This is a genomic window from Flavobacterium sp. PL02 (assembly GCF_035013205.1).
Lineage (GTDB): Bacteria > Bacteroidota > Bacteroidia > Flavobacteriales > Flavobacteriaceae > Flavobacterium.
Genome location: NZ_JAYGJP010000002.1, coordinates 512,609 through 536,996 on the forward strand (window position 1 = coordinate 512,609; position 24,388 = coordinate 536,996).

Annotated in this window: 20 protein-coding genes and 1 riboswitch; of the genes, 6 read left to right on the top strand and 14 right to left on the bottom strand. The window is 31.6% G+C overall.

Annotation, left to right across the window (positions count from 1 at the left end):
- Window positions 1-7: 7 nt before the first annotated feature.
- On the bottom strand, window positions 8-910 hold the full coding sequence (locus SHI72_RS10240) for a sulfite exporter TauE/SafE family protein (RefSeq protein WP_039112459.1): 903 nt from the start codon (window positions 908-910) through the stop codon (window positions 8-10).
- Between the two features lie 282 nt (window positions 911-1,192).
- Between SHI72_RS10240 and SHI72_RS10245 the strand changes: the two genes are divergently transcribed.
- On the top strand, window positions 1,193-1,975 hold the full coding sequence (locus SHI72_RS10245) for a sulfite exporter TauE/SafE family protein (RefSeq protein WP_039116909.1): 783 nt from the start codon (window positions 1,193-1,195) through the stop codon (window positions 1,973-1,975).
- Window positions 1,976-2,056: 81 nt separating this feature from the next.
- Here the strand turns inward: SHI72_RS10245 and SHI72_RS10250 are convergent, their stop codons facing one another.
- From SHI72_RS10250 to SHI72_RS10305, 12 genes are all read right to left on the bottom strand, one after another.
- On the bottom strand, window positions 2,057-2,467 hold the full coding sequence (locus SHI72_RS10250; protein WP_035619819.1) for an RrF2 family transcriptional regulator: 411 nt from the start codon (window positions 2,465-2,467) through the stop codon (window positions 2,057-2,059).
- A gap of 182 nt (window positions 2,468-2,649) precedes the next feature.
- On the bottom strand, window positions 2,650-3,822 hold the full coding sequence (locus SHI72_RS10255; RefSeq protein WP_039112461.1) for a trans-sulfuration enzyme family protein: 1,173 nt from the start codon (window positions 3,820-3,822) through the stop codon (window positions 2,650-2,652).
- Between the two features lie 154 nt (window positions 3,823-3,976).
- Entirely contained in the window at window positions 3,977-4,402 is a 426-nt protein-coding gene (locus SHI72_RS10260; RefSeq protein ID WP_039112462.1) for an OsmC family protein, read from the bottom strand.
- Window positions 4,403-4,418: 16 nt separating this feature from the next.
- Window positions 4,419-5,054 (bottom strand): LysE family translocator, encoded by a 636-nt coding sequence (locus SHI72_RS10265; protein WP_323489902.1) that lies wholly within the window; start codon window positions 5,052-5,054, stop codon window positions 4,419-4,421.
- 105 nt (window positions 5,055-5,159) lie between these two features.
- Window positions 5,160-5,717, bottom strand: coding sequence for a hypothetical protein (locus tag SHI72_RS10270; protein WP_323489903.1), 558 nt, complete (start codon window positions 5,715-5,717; stop codon window positions 5,160-5,162).
- 34 nt (window positions 5,718-5,751) lie between these two features.
- Complete coding sequence (thrA, locus tag SHI72_RS10275; protein WP_323489904.1) at window positions 5,752-8,166, bottom strand: bifunctional aspartate kinase/homoserine dehydrogenase I; 2,415 nt, start codon at window positions 8,164-8,166, stop codon at window positions 5,752-5,754.
- 27 nt (window positions 8,167-8,193) lie between these two features.
- A complete protein-coding gene (locus SHI72_RS10280; protein ID WP_240474695.1) occupies window positions 8,194-9,156 on the bottom strand; it encodes an alpha/beta fold hydrolase in 963 nt (320 codons plus the stop codon).
- A gap of 80 nt (window positions 9,157-9,236) precedes the next feature.
- Window positions 9,237-9,344: riboswitch (SAM riboswitch) on the bottom strand.
- 188 nt (window positions 9,345-9,532) lie between these two features.
- A complete protein-coding gene (locus SHI72_RS10285) occupies window positions 9,533-9,736 on the bottom strand; it encodes a hypothetical protein (RefSeq protein ID WP_323489905.1) in 204 nt (67 codons plus the stop codon).
- 644 nt (window positions 9,737-10,380) lie between these two features.
- Complete coding sequence (locus tag SHI72_RS10290) at window positions 10,381-11,481, bottom strand: aspartate kinase (protein ID WP_039112467.1); 1,101 nt, start codon at window positions 11,479-11,481, stop codon at window positions 10,381-10,383.
- 319 nt (window positions 11,482-11,800) lie between these two features.
- Window positions 11,801-13,093, bottom strand: a complete 1,293-nt coding sequence (locus SHI72_RS10295; protein ID WP_086893547.1) for an O-acetylhomoserine aminocarboxypropyltransferase/cysteine synthase family protein — start codon at window positions 13,091-13,093, stop codon at window positions 11,801-11,803.
- Window positions 13,094-13,155: 62 nt separating this feature from the next.
- Complete coding sequence (locus SHI72_RS10300; protein ID WP_039112469.1) at window positions 13,156-13,344, bottom strand: hypothetical protein; 189 nt, start codon at window positions 13,342-13,344, stop codon at window positions 13,156-13,158.
- 481 nt (window positions 13,345-13,825) lie between these two features.
- On the bottom strand, window positions 13,826-16,672 hold the full coding sequence (locus tag SHI72_RS10305) for a TonB-dependent receptor plug domain-containing protein (protein ID WP_323489906.1): 2,847 nt from the start codon (window positions 16,670-16,672) through the stop codon (window positions 13,826-13,828).
- A gap of 539 nt (window positions 16,673-17,211) precedes the next feature.
- On the opposite strand from SHI72_RS10305, the gene metK reads away from it, so the two are divergent.
- The 5 genes from metK (at window position 17,212) to SHI72_RS10330 (ending at window position 21,674) form a co-directional block, all read left to right on the top strand.
- Window positions 17,212-18,462 carry a methionine adenosyltransferase gene (metK, locus tag SHI72_RS10310; RefSeq protein WP_039112471.1) on the top strand — a complete coding sequence of 417 codons (1,251 nt, stop codon included), beginning with the start codon at window positions 17,212-17,214 and terminating at the stop codon, window positions 18,460-18,462.
- 140 nt (window positions 18,463-18,602) lie between these two features.
- The gene (locus tag SHI72_RS10315; protein ID WP_323489907.1) at window positions 18,603-20,378 is read left to right on the top strand and encodes a DUF4153 domain-containing protein; all 1,776 of its coding nucleotides are present in this window, start codon (window positions 18,603-18,605) and stop codon (window positions 20,376-20,378) included.
- 189 nt (window positions 20,379-20,567) lie between these two features.
- Complete coding sequence (locus tag SHI72_RS10320; protein WP_323489908.1) at window positions 20,568-20,825, top strand: hypothetical protein; 258 nt, start codon at window positions 20,568-20,570, stop codon at window positions 20,823-20,825.
- Window positions 20,789-21,304: a hypothetical protein gene (locus tag SHI72_RS10325; protein WP_323489909.1), complete on the top strand. Its 516-nt coding sequence runs from the start codon at window positions 20,789-20,791 to the stop codon at window positions 21,302-21,304. The genes SHI72_RS10320 and SHI72_RS10325 overlap by 37 nt, the downstream gene beginning before the upstream one ends.
- Before the next feature lie 4 nt (window positions 21,305-21,308).
- A complete protein-coding gene (locus SHI72_RS10330; protein ID WP_039112474.1) occupies window positions 21,309-21,674 on the top strand; it encodes a hypothetical protein in 366 nt (121 codons plus the stop codon).
- A 406-nt stretch (window positions 21,675-22,080) separates the two neighbouring features.
- Here SHI72_RS10330 and SHI72_RS10335 read toward each other — a convergent pair whose 3' ends face one another.
- Entirely contained in the window at window positions 22,081-24,312 is a 2,232-nt protein-coding gene (locus SHI72_RS10335; protein ID WP_323489910.1) for a hypothetical protein, read from the bottom strand.
- Window positions 24,313-24,388: the final 76 nt, after the last annotated feature.

Below are 24,388 nucleotides of genomic sequence, written 5' to 3' on the forward strand. Positions count from 1 at the left end.
AAAATTATTACAATAATTTAGATAATGTTTTTAAACTCAAAAGGATAATTAATATTCCTACTGCCACCATCATAGGTTTTCTTTTAATTTTATTTACTAAAAAAGCAGCAAGAGGAGCAGCAATTACGCCACCTAAAATCAAACCTATAATAACTTGCCATCCGTGGATTCCTCCAAAAAGCATGAATGTAACACCACTTGCAAATGAAACTGCAAACTCGGCTGCATTTACCGACCCAATTGTATAACGAGGATTTCTACCTCTTCCTAACAATGTCGAAGTTACGATTGGTCCCCAACCTCCACCTCCTACAGCATCCATAAAACCTCCAAAGGTTGCTAAGATTCCTAGTCGCTTGGTTTTCTTTTTGATTATAGTTTTATTTAATGCTTTTCTGATAATTATTACTGCCAGTACAATCATGTAAACCGCGATAAAAGGTTTTATAACATCTCCATCAATTACATCCGACAGTAAATATGCTCCTGTAATTGATCCTAAAACCCCTGGGATCAATAAATTCTTAACTAGTTTTTTATTGATATTTCCAAATCTATGGTGTGATATTGCTGATGCTCCTGTTGTAAACATTTCTGCTACGTGAACTCCTCCACTACTAATAACCGGAGAAACTCCATAAGCCAATAAAAAAGATGTTGATGTAGCTCCGTAACCCATTCCTAACGTTCCATCTACCAATTGTGCAAAAACTCCAATTAAGAAAAACACTAAAAATTCCTGATTAAATCCATCTAGAAAGCCTTCCCAAGTAAATTCTGCATGATGATTATAAATCAATACTGAAATCAAACCTAACAATAATGCAGCAGGAATTATAACCCATAATTGTTTTGAAAACGATCCACCTGATTTTATTGCTACGGTATCCAACTTCAGTTCTTTTTCCATACACCTAATTATTCTTTTTTATTTTTAAAATACATTACCCTATCGGCTTAGTAGATTACAATGCAAAATTACTACTTATTTCTAAATATCAAAATAAATTTTAATTTTTTTACATCGCTAATTGTCTTTAAGTTACATCGTAATACGCTTTAAAGAATTCTAAGAATTATCATTGTGTATTATAAATAATGTTTTGTTATCTAATTGTGATATTTTTCTTAAAGTCTACCATATCTATAGGATTATCGTGAAATTGTTATTATTTTTACCCAAATTTTATTTATGGATTTCCAAATAGGTCTTGTAATTGCAGGTTTAGTCGTAGGTTTTATAGTAGGATTAACAGGTGTAGGAGGTGGCTCTTTAATGACTCCTATTTTATTATATTTTGGTATCCCTCCAACAACTGCAGTTGGTACCGACTTACTATACGCAGCTTTTACCAAAATGGGAGGTGTATTTGTACATCATAAAAAAAGCAATATAAATTGGTCTATAACTGGCTGGCTTACTTTAGGTAGTGTTCCTGCTGCTTTATTGACTTTATGGATATTAAACAGCATCAAAACAGATATTACAACTATAAATGCGGTTATAAAATATAGTTTAGGCTGGGCATTACTTTTTACTTCTATTGCAATTTTATTCAAAAAGAAATTATTAGTATACTCTCAAAAACACGCTGGCGATAAATTTCACAGCGAAAGCGATACACAAAACATGTTAACCGTTGGAATTGGCGTATTACTTGGAGCAACCGTAACATTAACATCAATAGGCGCAGGAGCCTTAGGTACTGTTACTTTATTTTTCCTCTACCCACTTTTACCTACACCACGTTTGGTAGGTACTGAAATTGCTCATGCTGTGCCTTTAACTCTTGTTGCAGGAATAGGACATGCTTCAATGGGTAATTTAGATTTAACCTTATTAGCTCAGTTATTAATGGGATCACTTCCGGGGATCTTTATGGGAAGTATGTTAAGCGGAAAAGTACCAGATTCGTTACTTAGAAATGCTATTGCAGTAATGCTTTTTTTAGCTGGATATAAATTGATTTTTTAAACCAAATCTAAAAGACATAAAAAAGACCATTTCAGAATCTGAAATGGTCTTTTTTTATTATAGTATATAGAACAGGATTAACTAAAACGCAATATCTGCAAGTGAGTTATTCTCTAAAACTTTCAAAGTATTATCTCTCACTTCTGTCATTAAGCGCCTTGCTGCACAAGTAGTTTCATCATCACAATCATCACATTTTTCATAAAAGTTATGACTCGCGCATGGAAGTAATGCGATAGGTCCTTCGAGAATACGATATACCTTTGCCATGCTAATATCTTTTGGGTCTTTTATCAAGTAATACCCACCACCTTTACCTTTTTTAGCTCCAAGAAAACCAGAGTTTCTAAGTAGTAACAAAATACTTTCCAGAAATTTAATCGAAATATGCTCGCTTTTAGCAATTTCAGCAATTTGTACAGGCTCGTTATTTTCTCGCCTGGCCAAATATGTTAAAGCCTTAATTCCGTATTTAGTTTTCTTTGAAAGCATTTTTTATTTTAGATTTTAGAATGTAAATTTTAGATTTCTGCTAAAATGGACTACATATTTTTCTACAACAAAAATATACTTTTTGAGTGAACAATTACAAAAGAATAAAAAATGATGATTAACGATTCTTTTTCTGATGAAATATATCAAATAAAAAATCGCCAATCACCATTCAAAATTATTTAAGAAAGCGCTTGCTCTAAATCGGCAATTACATCTTTTACAGTTTCTAAACCAACAGATACACGCACTAATCCTTGTGTAATACCAACTGCTAATTGATCTTCTTCAGACAATTTACTGTGAGTTGTCGATGCTGGATGCGTAACAATTGTTCTTGTATCACCAATATTAGCCGATAGTGAACATAATTTTATTTTATCCAGAAACTTTCTACCAGCTTCTATTCCGCCTTTTATTTCAAATGCAATAATATTACCACCTAAAAGCATTTGCTTTTTGGCGATTTCATATTGTGGGTGCGATTTTAAAAATGGGTATTTAATGCTGTTTACATTTGGGTGTGCTTCTAGAAACTCAGCAACTTTAAGTGCATTCTCGCAATGTTTCTCTACACGCACAACTAATGTTTCTAAACTTTTAGATAAAATCCAAGCATTAAATGGTGATAAAGCAGGTCCTGTATTTCTTGAGAACAAATAAATTTGTCTGATTAAATCTTCGTTTCCTACTGTTACTCCACCCAAAACACGTCCTTGACCATCAATTAATTTAGTAGCAGAATGTACTACCAAATGTGCTCCATGTTTTATAGGTTGCTGAATATATGGCGTTGCAAAACAGTTATCGATAATTAAAATCAAGTTATGTTTTTTAGCAATTTTTCCAAGCAATTCCAGATCGATTACATCTACACCAGGATTTGTAGGTGACTCAGCATACAATATCTTTGTATTTGGCTTGATAAAACTCTCAATAGTCTCTGGTTTATTGATATCAAAATAAGAAGTTTCAATATTCCATTTTGGAAAATAAGTCACAAACAAGGCATGAGTTGAACCAAAAACACTGCTTGCCGACACAATATGATCTCCCGCATTTAACAAAGCTGCAAAAGTAGAATATACAGCTGCCATTCCTGTTGCAAAAGCATAACCTGCTTCGGCACCTTCCATTTTGCAAATTTTATCTACAAATTCAGTTGTGTTCGGATTACTAAAACGGCTATAAATATTTCTATCTTTCTCTTCTGTAAAAGAAGCACGCATATCTTCGGCATCTTCAAATACAAAACTTGATGATAGGTACAATGGCACCGAATGCTCTAAATACTGTGATCTTTCTAATTGCGTTCTTATGGCTTGGGTTTCAAAACCAAATTCTTGTTCGTTCATTTTATTTTTTGTTTTTTGTAAAGAGCTATTACACAAAGATTCTCAAAGGCATTTGATACAATCTTAAACTAAACAGTTCTTTTACTATGTTATAATAGCTAGTCAAAGAATTATCTCATCCTCTAATTGACTAATTTTCTAATTCTTATAATTCCTATAATTCCTCGTTGTTCAAAACCACCTTATATTTTATTGTGGCTGTAGGCTCGACAGTTTTTCCAACTGAGCAATATTTCTCGAAAGAAAGTTGTGCTGCACGTTGCGCTTTTTCAGGATTAATATCTCCTTCCAGATAAAAAACTACAAAGATTTCTTTAAAAGGTTTTGCTTCTCCAATTTGAACACGAGTTCCTTCGACCTCAGCATTAAATGAAGTGATTTCCTGGCGTTGTTTCTTCAAAATCGAAATCATATCAATAGCGCTGCATCCTGCAACTCCCATCAACACTAATTCCATTGGGCTCGCACCTAAATCGCTTCCGCCAAATTCGGCTCTGCTATCTACATCAACTACATGACCACGTTCATTTTTGAGCTTAAAATGAAACGCGTCGTTTACTCTGTTTAAGGTTACTTTCATGTTTTTTGTTTTTATTTTATTTTGCTTTCGAAAAAGCTATTTTTATTGCCATTGAAGTTAAAACTCCAGCCATAAACCATTTTTGAACTTTTAACCATGTTGGCTTTGTTGCAAAAAATACTACCATTCTTGATGCTGTTAATACAATTACAAAGTTTACTGTAAAACTTATGGTCGCCTGAGTGATTCCTAATTGCAAACTTTGTGTCATTATTGAGCCATGCTCAGGTTTAATAAACTGAGGAAAAAAGGATAAATAAAACATTGCTATTTTAGGATTTAGAACACTTGTTAAAAACCCAATACCAAACAGCTTACCTGGTTTATCGATTGTCAATTTATCGTTTACTTCAAACATATTTTTTCCATTTGGCTTAATTGCCTGAAAAGCCAGATACAGAAGATAAGCAACACCCAAAATTTTCAAGATTAAATACGCAAAAGGAACTGCAAATAAAAGAGCCGTTATTCCAAATGATACCAATACGATATGAAATAAAAATCCAAATACTATTCCTGTTAACGAAATTATCCCAGCCTTTTTACCTTGAGTAATCGACCTTGAAATCAAATAAAGCATATTTGGCCCCGGAGTCAATACCAGAAGAAATGCAGCTATCATAAAACCTATAAGCTCATTAAATGGTACCATTTTTTGTTTATTAAATACTGATTGCACGAATCTTCAAATGCAAATTCAGCTGATTATAATTTATTCGAATATTCGTCTTCTTTAGAAAGATAAAAGTGATTCCGCTTATTTATCTTTTTTATCTAATTTACTCCAATATTCTAGAATTTTGGCCTTATATATTTCACTCAAAGAATCAAAATTAGAGGAGAATTTATCTGTTCCAAAATTATCCGAGACACTTGATTCTATAGTGTAAAGCTGGTCTTTTTGCGAAAAGATTAAATGAACTGATTGTTGTTTGAAATCAGCATCATAAAGTCCATAAATAAAAAGAGCATCAATACTTTTGTCTTTATCAAAATCCCAAAATGCTTTTCTACTTCCCCAAGCCGATATGATTCCGTTATGGTTTACTTCAATAATAGATTTTACTATCCATTTGTCGCCGACTTTTGTAAACCGTTGAAAATACATTTTATCTGGATTTGCATTTTTTTCAATCTTAGAAAAAATAAATACATTATCCTCGTTTCCTGGAGAGTTAACCTCATCTATTTGTATCGCTCTAACTCCTTTGTATGGAAAAACTTCTTGTGTATAACTGTCTTTGTTTCTAACAATACTCGAAACTTGCGCAGTAATAACGTTTGTAAATAATAACAGTAAAAAAAGTTTTTTCATTTTTTAAATATGTGATTTTAATAGTTCTCGTGAATTATTCTTTATCCGACAATCTCAAAACATCTCCAAAAACACCTCTTGCTGTCACTGCCGATCCTGCTCCTGCACCTTGTATTACGATTGGTCTGTCTCCATAAGATTCTGTGTAAATCTCGAAGAAAGAATCTGAACCTTTTAATCCGCCCAAAGCTGTATCCGAAGGTACCGAAACTAATTTTACTTCCAGAACTCCTTTGTCGTTTTGCAAATCGCCAGATAATTCACCTATGTATCTTAATACGTGATTTGGTTTTTGATCCTTTTTAATCTTGTCATAAATTGGGTCAAATTCTTTTAATTTAGTCAAGAAATCGGTAACGTTTCCTTCACGTAAATGTTCTGGAATTAAATTCTGAATAGAGATTTCTTCAAATTCATTTTGCAAATCCAATTCTCTAGCTAAAATTAATAATTTTCTTCCAACATCATTACCACATAAATCTTCACGTGGATCTGGTTCTGTATATCCGTTATCGATTGCTTCTTTCAATATTTCACTAAACGGAGCATCTTTGGCAGAGAAATTATTAAATAAATAACTCAACGTTCCTGAGAAAACGCCTTTTATCTTAGTAATATTCTCTCCTGAAAGGTGTAATAATTTTATTGTATCAATTAATGGCAATCCTGCACCAACATTGGTTTCATACAAATAGTTTTTTTGATTGTCTGCCAATGCTTTTCTTAGTTCTTTATAAAAACCATAACTAAGTGTATTGGCTACTTTATTTGACGAAATTAAATCAAAACTACTTTCTACTAACGAGATATAATTTTCAACGAAAGTTGCGCTTGCCGTATTATCAATCGCAATTAAATTCTCTAAGTGATTCTCATTTGCGTAAGCGATAACATCCTTAATTGTATAAGCAACTCCGTCGTTTTCGATATCTTTTTTCCAATCTGCAGAAACTCCTTTTTTATTTAAAAGTACTTTTTTAGAATTGGCAATAGCAAAAACATTCAGCTTAATGTGTTTACGTTTTTCGATACTTGCAGCCGAAGCTAAGATTTGGTTTATCAAAGTTCCACCAACTAATCCGTGACCGAAAATAGCAATATTGATTTTCTTTGAAACTCCAAAAATCTCTCCGTGAATTACATTTAAGGCTTTATGAAGTTCTGATTTTTTAACTACCAAACTCACGTTTTTACCCGTAACGGTATTGTTAAACAAAATCGGAACAATTTTATTCTTGATTAATGCAGTGTATGGTTTATGGAATGTACTTAAATCTTGTCCTATTATCGAAATTACCGAAACATTATCGGTTACTGTAATCTGGTTAACATCTTTAGAATAAAAATCGTTTTCAAACTCTTTTTCCAGTTCTATCATTGCTGTTGTTGCTTTATCTGTTGCAACTACAAGTCCGATTCCTCTTTCTGATGAACCTTGCGAAATAATACTTACACTAATATCATTATCTCCCATTACTTTAAAAATACGAGCATCGACACCAGCTTTACCAAGTAATCCTCGTCCTTCAAGATTAACCAATGATAAGTTCTCTAAAACTGAAAGTGTTTTAATTCCTTCTTTAGCAGAATCTGATGTAATTAATGTTCCGCGGTTTTCATGATTAAATGTATTTAAAATACGAAGCGGAATACTTTTTTCAATTAATGGAATTATAGTTTTTGCATGCAAAATAGTAGCTCCAAAATTAGCCAACTCGTTTGCTTCGTTAAATGATAAATATTCAATCTTTTTAGCATCACTAACTAAATCAGGATTTGCTGTATAAATTCCGTCAACGTGCGTAAAATTCTGAAGTTCTTCGGCATCAAGATAATTTGCTAATAATGAAGCTGTATAATTACTCCCATTTCTGCCTAAAGTTGTTGTCTCATTACTATTATTTGAACCAATAAATCCTGTAACAATATTTACAGTTGAACCGTTATATTGTTTAAAATAGTTGATTACATTTTTCTTAGACAATTGCTCTAGAAGTTGTGCATCACCAAATTTAGAATCTGTTTTAAGTAGTTCTCTAGAATCGGCAAAGTTCGCAGGAACACCTTTATCCAGCAAAATTGAAGTCAATAATTTAGCCGAAAGCAATTCTCCTTTCGAAAGAACCTGATCTTTTATCTTCTTGCTGTAGTCACCAATTAAACTAACTCCTTCAAAAAGTTTATCCAAAACACCAAACTCTTCTGAGAAATCAACGTTTGAATACTCTGATATCTGGTATGTTTTAAAACTCTCTAATAACGGCTTGTAATTTCCGTTTTTAGAAGCAATTGTTAATATATCTTCTAGTTCATCTGTTGCGTTACCACGAGCAGAAACTACTACGGCAATTTTCTCACCTTGATTTATTTTATCAATAATTATAGAAACTACTTTATTAAGTCCTTCTCCGTTTGATAAAGATTTACCTCCAAATTTTAATATTTTCATCTTATTTGTGTTGTATTTTATGTTGCTCTAAAAAATAGACGCAAGCAAATTATCTAATTGTTTGTACTCGATTAAAAAAGCATCATGTCCGTGAACAGAATCTATTTCGCTATATGAAACATTTTCTTTGAACTTTTTTAATTCCTGATAGGTTTCCTGATTTTCTTTTGCACTAAAAAACAAGTCCGAATTAATCCCTATGATATGGATATGGGCAGTTGTTTTTGATAATAATGTTTCAAAATCGGCTGTATTCCTTGTAATATCAATTGTTTTAAGCAACTGATTCATTAATTTATATGATGAAATTTGATACCTTTTTTGAAGCTTTTTCCCATGATGTCCCAGCCAGCTTTCTACATTAAAAATAGCTAGTTCATCATTTTTAGTTCTCTGAAATTTTTCTTTAAAAGATTCTGGCGAGCGATAACATAACATGGCATGAATTCGCGCATCTTCTATTGGTCTTGAAGAATTGTTTAGGATTTGCTCTTGCAAATAGCAATTTGCAATTAACCAATCGGTAGATTTCCAATCGGTTGCAATAGGTATTAAATGTTTAGTGATTTGAGGTTCTAATGCCAGAATTTCCCATGCGATGCCGCCACCAACAGAACCACCAATAATTGCATATAATTGATTGATTTTAAGAAACTCAATCCCTTTTATGAAAATTCGGGCAACATCTCTGGCGGTAAAATCTGTATGGTTTTCAATCGAGATTCCGTTATGTCCATTTCCTGGAACATTAAAAGCTAGAATTGTATATTTTGCAGTATCAATGGTTTTATTATCACCAATTAAATCGTTCCACCAACCATTCTCGCCCGTAACCTGAGCGTTTCCTGTTAATGCATGATTTACCAAAACTATAGGCGCAGTGTGTAACGGTAAACCAAAAAGTTCATAACTTAGGTTAATCGCATTATACGAAGCGCCACTTTCGGTGACAAAATTCTGTAATATAATCGGGATGGTTTTATTTTCCAATTTCAAATCTTTTGTAATTTTTGATTTGTACATGGAAATATTAAAAAGAAAAAACTAGAGCTATGCTAGAGAAATTCTTTGTGTTATCTTTCCACGTTGGGCGTGGTAGAATGCAGCACCTTCTTCGATTTATCGAAGGGTTGCTAAGGATTCATCGGGTCTAATCCCTCGTCCTTTCTTTATAACATTTCAATACGTTTTTGAACTTAATGGCACAAATTAACTACTATTTTCTTAAACGACCAAATTTTTTATTCATTTGATTTTAGTTCGTTTACAAAATAGTTCAAACAAAACAATCACGTACAAGCAACCGCTGGACATATATATCCAGAAAATTCATATTGTTAGCTTGTATTTTATTTAAAGTTTTAATTTAAATAAATAAAGTTTCATTCTCTTTTGAATACATCAAGAAAAGCAAAGAATTAGGTGCTTTTTTTTCTGCAGTTTCATCTGTAGCTTCCATTCCAAATCTTGGATGTGCCAATTCATTTACAGTTTGGATTGTTATTGTCTTTTTAGCTTTGAAGAATCTAAAGAATCCGAACCTTTTTGCGAAGTAGTTTTGTGTGCTCATAACATGTGTGTTTTATAATTGTTTATTTGTGTTTGTTTTTATTAAATGAACTCGATGTCCAAAAAAAAACCCTTTTGATAATTATACCAAAAGGGTTTAAGTCGTTTAAACTTATTATACTTTTGGAAATCAATAGACGCGTACGCAAATAAGCGCGACATTCTGCATCATCTTAAACTTCGAGTTATTATTCATTTTAATATTATTATTTATCATTTTAAAAAATTTCAATATTTGTATAATCTAAAAAAAAAAGCCTCCCAATAAACTTGGGAGGCTTTGCTATATATTTTTTATAGATATAATTTTAAGCAATAGACTTCCCTACGGATTTCTCCGACATGACCTTATTAATTTTACAAATATTAAAATTCATTTTTGGTATCTTTTTGGTTTAACAAATATGCGACGTTTTTTCGAATTAACCAAGCCAGAACCCATATTTTAATGATAAAATCACGTTAAATTTGCATTTAAAAACAAAAAAACGACGAAATGTTACTTTTTTTCGACGAAATACTCCAAATGAGGTATAAAATTAACACTCAACTGTTTAAAAACTTCCTTCACTAAACATAAATTTCAAAGAACATCTAACTTTAAATCAAAAAAAAATTGAATACAAAATTCAATTTCAAAAATTTCTAAGCCCAAATAGCTTCTTTATTTTTTATCTTTTCGGCAACTTTTAGAATGTCTGTTATAACTCCTCTTGCTATAGCTTCTTTTCCTGCAGCGGCACTTTGAATAACTATCGGAATGTTTCCGTAAGATTGTGTGTAGATTTCAAAAATAGTATCTGATCCTTTTAATTGCCCGATTGCAGTTTTGGTAGATTCTGAAACTAATCTGACTTCTAGTTTATTTTCTAAAACATTATACTCTCCAACATATCGTAAAACATGATTATCGGATTGTGTAATTTTTGCAATTTTAAAAGACTTATCTAATAGTTCTTTATTAATCACACGCTTTGATTTGGCATTTATCTCATATTGATTATGATCTAAAAGTGGGGTTGTTTTAATATCCGAAATTTCAAAGTCTTTCCCTATTTCTCTAGTAAGAATAAGTAATTTCTCGGCTGCATCACTACCCGATAAATCTCCTTCGTAATCGGATGTTATTAACTGTAGCTTTTCGGCATCTTTTAAAATAGTAGAGAAACAAGTGTCTTCTGATGAAAATCGATTAAAGACATAACTTAATGAATCTGAAAAAACACCTCTTATCTTGGTTATTTTCTCTCCCGAGTTATATAAATCTCTAATAGTTTGTAATACCGGAAAACCTGTATCTACTGAGGTTTCGTATAAAAATTCTTTATCGTATTTCTTAAGGTTTTCTCTTAGTTCTCTATAAAAGTCTATTGGCAATGTATTTGCTTTTTTATTTACTGCCACAATATTAAACCCGTTTTGAACTAACGGGATATAATGATCTATTAATTCGTCACTTGCGGTTGCATCTACAGCAATTAAGTTTTCGAAAGCATTCTCTTTTGCAAAAGCAATAATATCATCTACCTTAAAAGGAATTGCGAGATGTACAAAATTGGCTTCCCAGGCGTTCTCTGCGCCTTCTTTTTCAAAAAATGCCAATGTGGAATTGGTTATGATAGGAAACCGCAAATCAATGCTTTTATTTTCGCTAAAAAATACTTGGCTCTCAATTATCTGATTTATTAAAGTGCTGCCAATATTTCCTATTCCAAAAAGGATGATGTTTATTTTAAGCTTTGACATAATTTTTACTTTTATTTTAAAATAAATTCAAGAAACCTACTATCTGGACAATTAATTTAAACACGAATTTCACGAATTGGCACTAATTAGTTTGTGAAATTAATTTCACAAACTAAGCTAATCATTATGATTTGTGCCAATTCGTGAAATTTGTGTTTATCTTTTGCATCTATGCCAGGAAAGCAGTTCAAGAAATATTGTTTTGAACTTTTACTTAGTATTATTGTTTTTGATTATTTTTTGAAAATCACCTTTAACCCTGCTCACGTGGTTAAAGGCAATTTTTCTAACAAAAAACAAAAAAACCTAACTTTCTAATTTATGCTAATTGAGCACTCTTTATATTTTTAAATACCGCTTGTAAATCGGCAATCAAATCGTCTATATCTTCAATTCCTACCGAAAGTCGAATCAAATCCTTTGAAACTCCTGTTGCAAATTGTTCTTCTTCTGATAATTGTTGGTGAGTTGTACTTGCAGGATGAATAATCAGTGACTTTGTATCGCCTATATTTGCAAGAAGTGAGAATAATTTAGTTTCATCGGCTACTTTTTTGGCAGCTTCAAAACCTCCTTTTAATCCAAAAGTTATAATTCCGCTTTGTCCTTTCGGCAAATATTCTTGTCCCAAGACATAATATTTATTCGATTTTAGACCTGGGTAATTTACCCAAACCACCTCATCTTGTGCCTGTAACCATGATGCTAAGGCTAATGCGTTTTCGCTATGCTTCTTAATACGTATTGGTAAAGTCTCCAATCCCTGAATAATCTGAAAAGCATTAAATGGACTCAATGCTGAACCAAAATCGCGTAATCCTTCTATACGTGCTTTGGCAATAAATGCAGCATTTCCTAATGCTTCGTTATAAACTAATCCGTGATAACCTGCAGATGGCTCTGTAAACTCAGGGAATTTTCCGTTTGCCCAATCAAAAGTTCCAGCATCGATAATTGCTCCTCCTAAAGAAGTTCCGTTTCCTGAGATATACTTGGTTAGGGAATGAATTACAATATTTGCTCCATGTTCTATTGGATTAAGCAAATATGGTGTTGGAACGGTGTTGTCAACAATAAATGGAACTTTAAATGCTTTGGCTTCTGCCGAAATTGCTTTTAAATCTAATACATCTAATTTTGGATTCCCTAATGACTCTACAAAAAAGACTCTTGTATTTTCTTTAGCCGCTTTTGTAAAGTTTTCGGCATCAGATGGATCTACAAATGTGGTTGTGATTCCTAATCTTGGCAAAGTAACTTTTAATAAATTATAAGTTCCTCCGTATAAACTATTTGATGCTACAATATGATCTCCTGCTTTAAGCAATGTTAACAAAGTTGTTGCAATTGCTGATGCGCCAGATGCTGTTACAACAGCTCCAATACCTCCTTCTAGCGCTGCCAGTCGTTGTTCCAGAACATCATTTGTAGGGTTATTTAATCTTGTGTAAATAAATCCTGCTTCGGCCAGACCAAACAAATTAGCTGCATGATCTGAATTATTAAAAACATAAGATGATGTTTGATAAATAGGCACTGCTCTTGTGTTACCGTTTTTTGTTACATCATGTCCTGCGTGTAGTGCATTTGTTGCGAATTTTTGTGTGCTCATGGGTTCTATTTTTTTAATTAGTTAAAAGATTGTGTGTTTATATTTCTTAATTATTTTTCTGTTTATATAAAAAGATCTTCATCTTCGTGGGCATACATCTGAAACAATAATGAGTTTGACTCACTCGTATACAATTTTCCTTTTACTTCGTTTGTATTTATTCTTTTGGTTTGTATTACACCAAAAATTCTTTTGGCATCTGCTTTCAATAAAGCTTGAATTGCTCTTGAAATTTTATAGAATGTTTTCATGATTTTTAAATTTTAAATTATGGAATAAAAAAAAGCCCTTTCGGATGGCTACCAAAAGGGCTTATAGCTTTAACTATAACAAAGATTTAATCTTTCACTTTTGGCAATAGCAAATTGGGATGCATATTTGCATCATCTTACAACACATTATCATATTATTTGCTATTGTATTCATTTTATAAAATTTGTTTTTATCTGCTTTTATTAGTTCTACTAATTCGATAGAGTAAATATAGTAACTATAATTTTAACCACCAAACTTAATTTCAATTTTTTACATAAAAAGATTTCCTAACTACCTAAAGCCCTATTATTGCTACTAAAGCATTATATAGTTTTTAAACCATATAAGTAATTTAAGAAGATATAAGTTTTCTAGATAGGTTACTTAAATGAACTTATATTACTTAAATGGTTACTTTTAATCTAAATCACTGGGTGCATTTTATTTTAAACATCAAAATAACACCCAGCAATTAAATTATATTTTAAAACTTAAACGAGCAAAACCAAATCTTCCGTTTAATCCAAATTGTGATACTGCTCTAGAATAAGCAAACTGATTTGCATTACTTAAATCTGCACTTGGCGCAGGAGACAATGTTGGTGTTGTATTTGTAAAAGCAGGAGTTGCTGGGTTATTTCTGTCAGGATAAACATCTCCTATATTATTAACTCCTAGTGTTACTCTTAAATGTTCGTTTATCTGATATCCTAAAGATAAATCGGTAACTAATTTTGCACTGTATTCTGGATGCTCATAAACTGAAGAAAAACCATCTAAGTTTACATCTGTTGCTCCTGGATCTGTAACCTTCCCGAAATAACTATTTCTTAAATAAATATCCAGCTTTTTGATGCTGAAAGTAGTCATTAAATTAGCTTTCAATTTTGGGATTGCTTCTTCCAGATAAATTCTGCTTGACTCTGGGAAAAATGAATATACATATGGATCTCCACCTGCATTAACAATAGATTGAGGAACATTTAATGATCCAACTCTTTTTGTTGTATTATAACTTAAAGCAAAATCATTTCTGATTGTAAAATCCTCAATAACATTATATTTTTGAGAAATCACTAAGTCGATTCCTTTAGTTTCTGAGTTAATTCCATTTGTCCAGAATGAAGCTCTTTCTACACCTTTTAGATCAAATGCTTGCTGAAACAATGTTAATGCATCTTTTTGTTCTGGTGATGTTGCTCCATTTATTTGTGCATCTGTAGGTCTTGCATATTGTCCTGTTAAAACAATTCTGTCGTCGATTCTTGTAAAATAAGCATCAGTAGCAATTGTAATATTAGCTGCTGGAATCTTAAATGTAAATCCTGTACTTATACTTTTAGATGTTTCTGGTTTTAAATTCTCCACTCCAATGCTTTTTGCAGCTTCAGAATCATTTGTAAAATATCCTACTTGGTAAGGCGAACCATTAATAAATTGTGTGGAGCTACTTTCAAAATATTTTTGTTGTAATGATGGTGCTCTAAAACCTGTTTGCCCAGAAATTCTCCAGTTAATATTATCATTCAATTTTAAAAGTGAAGCTAGTTTAAAAGTAACTGTACTACCAAAATCTGAATAATTCTCATAACGAGCAGCACCGTTGATTAACCAGTTTTTGGTTGCGTTTAATTCTAAATCAATATATGCTGCACCACTTTTTCTATCTTTTTCTTTAGCATCTGATGGTTGGAATCCTGAGAAACCTTGTGCTCCTGCCCCACGTTTGTTTCCAAAAAAGTCGGTTACGATTAATGGTGAGTTACTTGGTAAAATTCCAGATACTAGATTTCCGTTTACATCGTATAAACCATAAGACTCTACATCTCCGTGTTTTATTTGATAATTTTCATATCTAAATTCTCCTCCAAAAGCTACGTTTAATCCATCAAGAACATCGTACTTTTTACTTAAATCTAAATTGGTTGTACTTTGTAAAAACGAAACTTTACCAGCATAAAAACTAGAAGCTGAATTTGTTCCTAAAGTAGCATTAATAGTATTGTTCACATCATATTTAAAAGAGTTTGATCCAAGGTTTGTACTAATATCAGTATCAAATCCGAATAATTGTGTTGTAAGTCCTACTGCAGAAGAAGCATCAATAATATCCGATTCTATTTCTGGCAAAAATCCATTTGCATATACTTGTGTAAATGTTCCAGCTCCATTAGGCAATCTGTTAAAAGCATATGATTTTCCGTTTCTATACGAAACTCCTCCAAATGAGTACAACGAAGTAATTTCTGTTAATGGATATTTGGTATTATAATATAGTTGCCCAGATGCTAATTCTGACTGACCAACGCTCATGTTGTAATCACTTCTTTCCTGACCTCTATAATTGATTTCATTATTGGTTGCATCAAAATTTAATGCAGTTTGCAATTGGCTAATATTTGTTGCGCCAGCAATTGCTGATTGCTGTGCTGCTGTAAAATAACTAACTTGTGGAGCGTATTGTTGTAATGTACTTATAATTTGAGCTGAGTTTGGAGTTGTATTAATATTACTGAACAATGAATTCACATTTACACCATTCTGAGCCGCTCTATATTCAACAGCATTATAAGCATTAAAAATAGCATTACTTCTAATTCCTGCTCTACTGGTTGCTTGTCTTGTAACCGCACTACCTGTAACACTCAGGAAACTTCCTTCTTTACCCAAAGATGTTCCGTAATTTAAGTCTACTTGCAAAGCCTGACCATCAGTTCCTCCTTTAAAGTTATTAGATCCCGAAGACATGTTTGCTCCGTATTGTACATCTCCCGAAAGATAATTAGCATTCTTTTTTAATACAATGTTAATTACTCCCGCAATTGCATCAGATCCGTATTGAGCTGCTGCCCCATCTCTTAATACTTCAATTCTTTCTATTGCAAATGATGGTATTGCATTTAAATCTGTTCCAACAGAACCTCTTCCTGGTGCTCCATTGATATTTACCAAAGAACTTGTGTGTCTTCTTTTACCATTTACAAGTATTAAAACCTGATCTGGTCCTAATCCTCTTAATTGCGCAGGATCAATATGATCGGTTCCATCTGCTGTAGAAGTTGGATTACTGGTAAACGACGGCGCAACATAATTTAATATTTGAGTTACACTGGTTTGTGGTGCTCCTTTTGTTATTTCTGAAATATTAAAAATATCGATTGGAACGGGTACATCGGTCTTAACTCTGTTTTTACTTCTAGAACCGATTATTGTTACTTCTGATAATTCATTATTTTGTAAAGTATCTTTCTCCTTTTTATTTTCCTGAGCATAAATGCCCGAAAATGTCAAAAGACCTAAAACTAATGCTACATTTTTTTTCATTACTTTTTACTGATTTGTTATTATTTTGGTTTAAAATGACATTCTGTTTTGTTTTCTTCATTAAACAAAAAAACCTCTGCAATTTGCAGAGGTTCTATGTATATTTTTGAAAATAAACTACAATAGTATCTCTGCGGAATACTCCGGCATCTTACAAGACATCATATTGTTAACAGTGAATTTCATTTTTCTTTTATTTTGTTGGGGCAAATTTGCGAACTATTTTTTAGTCTACCAAACAAATGTCGATTTATTTTCTAAACTCTATAGAACAAGTCGAATATGTTAAATTTTTGTATATTAAATTAAAAAAACAAAAGATTAATTTGCAATTCAAAATGGTTTTATACCTTTGCAGCCGAATACAGAGGAAAAATTTGGACTGATTGCAACCTCTTCATAATGAAAACATTCATTATGGATGCTGAAAGATTTTCATTTCAGTTTTAAAAAATGCTAAAGCAGGAATCCTCCTTTAGCATTTCCAGCAATTATTTCTTTTCCTCGCTTAATTTTATAATTTTAATTTAATAAATATTATGGCTTATTTATTTACGTCAGAATCTGTTAGCGAAGGACATCCAGACAAAGTTGCGGATCAAATCTCAGATGCATTAATTGATAATTTTCTAGCATTTGATGCGGATTCTAAAGTGGCATGCGAAACTTTAGTAACAACTGGACAAGTAATATTGGCCGGTGAAGTAAAATCAAATACATATTTAGATGTACAACAGATCGCTCGCGAAGTAATCAGAAAAATTGGTTATACGAAAAGCGAATATATGTTTGAGGCAAACTCTTGCGGAATTTTATCTGCTATTCACGAACAATCTGCAGACATCAATCAAGGTGTTGACAGAGCAAATCCTGAAGAACAAGGAGCTGGTGATCAAGGTATGATGTTTGGTTATGCAACTAACGAAACTGAAAATTATATGCCTTTGGCACTTGATTTATCTCATAAATTACTACAAGAATTAGCTATTTTAAGACGTGAGAACAAAGAAATCACTTATTTACGTCCTGATGCTAAATCTCAGGTAACATTAGAATACAGTGATGACAATAAGCCAACACGTATCGATGCAATTGTAATATCTACTCAACACGATGATTTTGATGAAGAAGCAGTAATGCTTGCTAAAATCAAAAAGGATATTATCGAAATTCTTATTCCAAGAATTATTGCTAAGAACCCAACTCACGCACATTTATTTAACGATAAAATTCAATATCACATTAACCCTACAGGAAAATTCGTAATTGGAGGTCCTCACGGAGATACTGGATTAACAGGAAGAAAAATCATTGTAGATACTTACGGTGGTAAAGGTGCTCACGGTGGTGGTGCTTTCTCTGGAAAAGATCCAAGTAAAGTAGATAGAAGTGCTGCTTATGCTACACGTCATATCGCTAAAAACTTAGTTGCTGCTGGTATTGCTGATGAAATCTTGGTACAAGTTTCTTATGCTATTGGTGTTGCTAAACCAATGGGTATTTTTATTGATACTTACGGAACATCTAAAGTAAACTTAACTAACGGTGAAATCGCTAAAAAAGTAGAAGCTATTTTTGATATGCGTCCTTACTTTATCGAACAACGTTTAAAATTAAGAAATCCTATTTATAGCGAAACTGCTGCTTACGGGCACATGGGGCGTAAACCAGAAATTGTAACTAAAACTTTTTCTGCTCCGGGAGGAAATGAGAAAACAGTTACTGTAGAATTGTTTACTTGGGAAAAACTTGATTTTGTTGACCAGGTAAAAGCTGCATTTGGATTGTAATTTGAAGTTCTTTTTAGAAGCTTAAAATAAATCTTAGTATATATTAAACCCCGAAATTTGCAAATGCAGACTTCGGGGTTTTTCTTTGGCAATGTGCTTCTATTTTCTTTCCTTCGTAGAACAAAACCTACCAAAAAAATATGGCAAAATTCCCTTCTTTTCAAAACGTTTTAAACTCAACACTAAAGACAGTTCTTAGATTTCCATTAGAAATTTTAATCTCGATTACAGGAACTATTCTCACCATTATCCTCAACGAAGCAAAGTATGACGATCCAAACAAAGAGCTTTATGTAAAAGCTTTAATGAGTTGCTCTTTATGCTTAGTTTTATTCCTTTCTGTTAGTTTATTTTTTATAGCTGCAAAAAAGAACAACCTTCTACGTTACCTAACCAGTATCATACTGGGATCTTTAATCTTTCTATTTATTTTCAATTTTCATGAAGATATTACGGATATAGAAATACAACAATTTATAGTCCTAAACATTGCTTTACATTTATTAGTTTCATTTGCAGGATTCTTACCGAGAGCTTATAATCAGGATGAGTTTTGGGAATTTAACAAGCAACTTTTCCTTAGGATTTTAACGGCTGGTTTATATAGCATAGTGCTTTACGCTGGTTTAGCTTTGGCCATATTAGCTATTGACAAATTATTTCATGTAGAATTCTATGATCATATTTATTTTCATATCTTCTTTGCTATCACAGGAATTTTTAATACTACTTTCTTTTTAAGTGGTGTTCCAGAAACTAATAATGAACAAGTTCCTTTAATCCTTAATTACCCAAAAGGCCTTAAAAACTTTACTCAATATGTTTTATTGCCTTTAATAAGTTTGTACTTGGTGATTTTGATATGTTATGAAGCAAAGATTCTTGTAACACTATCTTTACCTGTTGGGTGGGTTTCTTATCTTGTTTTGGTATTTGCTATTTTCGGGATTCTTTCTTTTTTATTGGTTCACCCTATTGCTACCGAAAAAGCTAATCTCTGGATAAGAACTTTCAATCGTTTGTTTTACTTTCTATTAATTCCGCTATTGGGATTACTATTTTGGGCAATTTTGTACCGAATTAACCTTTACGGATTTACGCACGAACGCTATTATGTTCTGTTATTATCAATATGGCTTACCATAGTTGTGGCTTATTTTTTAATTCAGAAACAGCCTAAAATAAAATTTATTCCAATAAGTATGTGCTTGGCAGCTTTACTTTCGTTAGTTGGCCCTCAGAGCGCTAATTCTATTTCTAAATACAGCCAATTATCAAGATTTGAAATGTATATAGAAAAGGGCAAAAAAGAAAAACTAACTTTTGACCAAGAAAAGGATTTAAGCAGTATTGTTTCCTTTTTAAAAGACAATTACGGTATAGAAGTTATGGCTCCTTATGCTAAAGCAAAATTAGAAACTTTACTAAAAAAAGAAAAATCTCCTAGTGATGCTGAAATAATGAATAGCTTGGGGTTTGAATATCGATCCGAATATGACCGAAAAGATGATTTAAATAATAGCTTCTACTATTATTTTTATGAAAATGACGATAATCAAGTAGCCAACATTCATGGGCAAGATTTTTTATTTACAATATCTTATAACAACAATCTTAAATGCGACAATTGTACTTCGATAGATGGAAAGAGTTATAGCATAAAGTCTAAGAAAACTGATTATGGAATTGCTCTACAAATTAATCAGGACATAATTCCTTTAAAAATAAATGATTTTGTAAACGCAAATTCTAACTTTAGAAAAAACAATCACTCAAATGAAAAAGTGATTCAAAAAGTAGAAAATCCAAAATATACTGTCTCTTTAACTTATGTTAGTGCAAATGGCGACATTGTAAACGGAAAGAAAACCTTAACCGCTTACCAGATTAAAGTAATGGTTGGTATTAAAAAATAAAAAAAATGCCATTGAAGTTATCTTAAGGAATACGAAAATCTAGTTGATTAAATAAAAATCGAATATCCGATATTGATGCCGTTATTATTTTAAACTAAATAAATAGTAAGAAAAATATTAATATATTTAAAATTAAGCTTTTCTTTACAAAAACCTTAATTACTTAAAAAATAACTAATCATACGCATCATGAATAGTAGCCTATTTAAAGAAAAAACAGATTTAGTACCTTCTGAATATAATAATTTATTTGGAGATCCTTTTTGGGGAGTAGCAGGAAATTCTGAAGCAAGAAAATTTTATCTTCAATTAAATGAGAGAGAAAAAGCTTTGATGTTAAAAGCCAATTATATAAAAATGATCGACAAAGCCAGAGAAAGAAATTTCGATAAAGCAGCTGATTGTTTACAATGGTGGTTAGACGGCACAGGATTTACAAAAAAATAGATTTCCATTGGCTTAGAAGTAAAAGTGAAGTTATCGTAGCAGAAAACATAAATATTGAACGTTTTGAAAAAGACAATGATTCTAAATTTAAAGATTTTCTTAAAACTTTAAATGTAGGAGATTCTAAACCATATACAGATCATTATGATAAACAATTTACGGCTGGAATTTTTGGAGAATTGTATTACATGTCTGGAACTAGCACAATAATATCAACTTGTAATTTTAAAATAACAAGAACAAAAAATAATTTCACTTTAGTTGGAAATATAATCCATACTTGGTGGAACATATACGATTGGCATGAAGGAGCTAATGCTTACATTCCTAGTTTTGGTTCTATTAAGGATTCAGATGCTTTGTTGGTAGAGAAATATTGTGGAGCAAGACCCTTTAGAATGGAAAGCAAATGGCAACAAACATTTAATAAAACCTTTCAATATACCTCTTCGGGAAATTTAAATCTTAAATTAAAATAAGAAAATGAAAAAGATAATATTCATCCCATTATCCGTATTAATTCTTTTGTTTTCTGCCTACTATTATTGGCAAAATAGATATGTAGAATTCAAACCTGTTATTCCAGTAGACCTTGGACGTCCCCTTATCGTTTTCTCTGATAATGAATTTTACAGAATTGCAGAGCCAAATGAAATCCCTCCAGATTTTTATAAAAACATAGAGCCAACTTTAAAAAGTTGTGGTATAGATTACATATTCAAAAATGGTGTAATATATGCTAAATATAAGCAAATAAATGATTATGAAACTATTTGGAATTATACAACTAAAACTAAAGATTCTGCTTGGTTTAATAAAAAAGCTTGGTGGAATAGAAAATTAAATTGATTAAAAAAAACAAACACTAATTAGTTTTTTTTAGCTTTTTAGAAAAAACTAATATATTAAAGACTCCGATACCTCATTAGTAGAGAAACATTGATCATATTATAGTGTTCTCTCAAAATCATTTTTACAGAATTGCAGGACCAAATGAAATACCTCCTGATTTTTATAAAAACATGAAACCCGTTTTAAAACGTTATTCCATAAATTATATAGTTAAAGATGAAGTGATTTATATTAAATATAAAGTCATGAATGATTTAGAAATGATTTGGGGCTGTACAATTAAATCTAAAGATTCTCTTTGCTTTCGCAAAAGAAATGAATAATTCTACTTTAAATCTTTTTAGAACAAACCATAAAAATTAAAGAAAAAGCCTTTGAAGTTATCTTCAAAGGCTTTTTTAATCTAATAGGTTCCGTTTTGCATTTTAACTAATGTTTCCTGCATTTCTATCTTAGTTTCTTCTTCGACATCTTTAGAGAGTTCTACAGCTTGTTGTTGCATTTTAATAGCCCTTTCTTTTTGTCCGTCTTTGTAATACAATTGTGCCAATGTATCCAGATAATACGGATCGTTCTTTTTAACTACCAAACTGTATTCTGACCATATAATTGCTTTCTTTATAGAAGCTGCATCGTTTGAATGTAATACTGTATACCAAGCCACATCATTACAAAGATTAGTATGATATTCTTTAAACTCTTTCCAATCGAAATAAGACGCAGTAACATCTGTACTATATATTTCGTCTAGTCTTTGGATAACATTCTCCTGCGTTGCCAAAACCTTATTAAAATAAGCGTCAAATTCTTTTAAATAAGTATTGCCAACATCTTCATTTACGGCATGTGCAGCTAAATAATAGAAATAATTTCTATAAGAATCAAAATTACCTTTTCCGCTAGAAATTAACTTCTTGTATGTTTCCATTACTTTTTCCGAATCGGATTTTGCTTCTGTATTTTCATCTACATACAAACTTGTGTTATTCTGTAAAGCAGTCGAAATTTCTGTGTTTATATTACCAATTGCAACATGCGACTCATCTTGAGCATTATATTCTGTACGCAGCGCTTCGATAGCATCATAATGTTTTATCAGGTAATCTATCGATTTAAAATCGGTATCGTTTAAAACTTTATCTACCGAAAAAACTTGTTTATTAAAACCAACACTTTTAATTTCCTGCAAGATAGCTTCGACCAAAATCATATTCGGTTTTGCGTCTTTTTGATGTGTCACAATAATCTTATCCCAAGCTTGTTGCGCTTGTTTTTTATCCAGATCGAATTTAATAAATTTAAAATCTCCTTCTTTAGGCTCTTCAGTACCATAATCATAGTCATAATCGCTAATATTCCCAAGTGCTGCAACATCATTAAATGCTTTTATCAGTTCAGCATCACTGGCTTTTTTATTGGTAATTGTTTTAGCAAAATTATTCTTTGCATAGGTTTTTTTAAATTTGTTAAATAAAGATCCATAATAAGAGAACATATCTGTTTTATCTACCAAAGTTGATTTTGCAGTTGCTAAAACAGCTCCGTTTTCATCCAATACAATTATACTTGGTGAATCTGTTATCTTGTTTTTCTTCAACCAGGCTTTATCACTTTTGGTCGCTAAATAATAATTAAATCTATCATATTGAGCATCATAAGCATCGTAAAAATTATATCCTATGCTCACTTCTTGAGCTATGACAAATGCATCAAAATCATCTTGAGCCGATTTATTATTGATATCATTATATACAATCAAAAACTTATCGCCTGTAGCTTTGGTTACTTTTATAGCATCTGCTAAAGATTTTTCTACTTTTAGTTTAAAATTTACTTTTGGGGCAACATCATAAACCGCTGTAGCTACACTATCTGTACCAACTCCCCAATCTTCTGTAAGAAGCGGTTCTTTGCCTGGATAAGTCCAATCTGTAATACTTTTATTTTCCAGAGGAAGCAACTTTGTTTTTACTGATTCCTTATTAAGTGCTTTTGCATTTTGAAAAGTCAACGGATTTTTACCCGATATTTCAAAAACCACCAACTCATTTTTCTTTTTATCAAAAAAACCTTTTAACTCAGGATTATCAGAATACGGTTGATACTGTATTGCTACGCCTGTAGCTTTGGCAGGAATCTCATATTTTAATACTTTACTTGGAGTACTACTATCGTATCCTTCATAAACGAGATATAAAAATTGAGCATGGTCAATTTCAAAATTTAATGATGAATCTGCACTTGGGTCTCCAACAACTTCTATATCAGATATTTTTTGGTACTGAACTGGATCTGATCCGTTTTGTGTACCAATATAAAAACCATAATATAATGATTCAGTAAATTTAACTTTCAGTTTTCCAGCACTCTCCGATTTATCATAAGTGTAATCAACATCAAAAACTACTCCATCTCTATTTTTACCTTTTAGCAATAATGAATCATTTTTTACTTCATAGTCACCTTCCAAAAAAACCAATTCATACTTATTATTTTCCAGTAGATTCAGTTTTATCTTTAACCCCTGATCATTATCTTTAGACAAATAAGAACCTTTCTCGAGAGTTTGGTTTTGTGCAAATGAAAATGATGTTACAAAAAAAAGCACTAAAGTGCCAGACAAAAAGTTTCGCATACAAATTGTAATTAATTATTAATAAGCTACACAAATATATCTTCTTTTTTTAGGATGAAAAAGAATTAACACACAA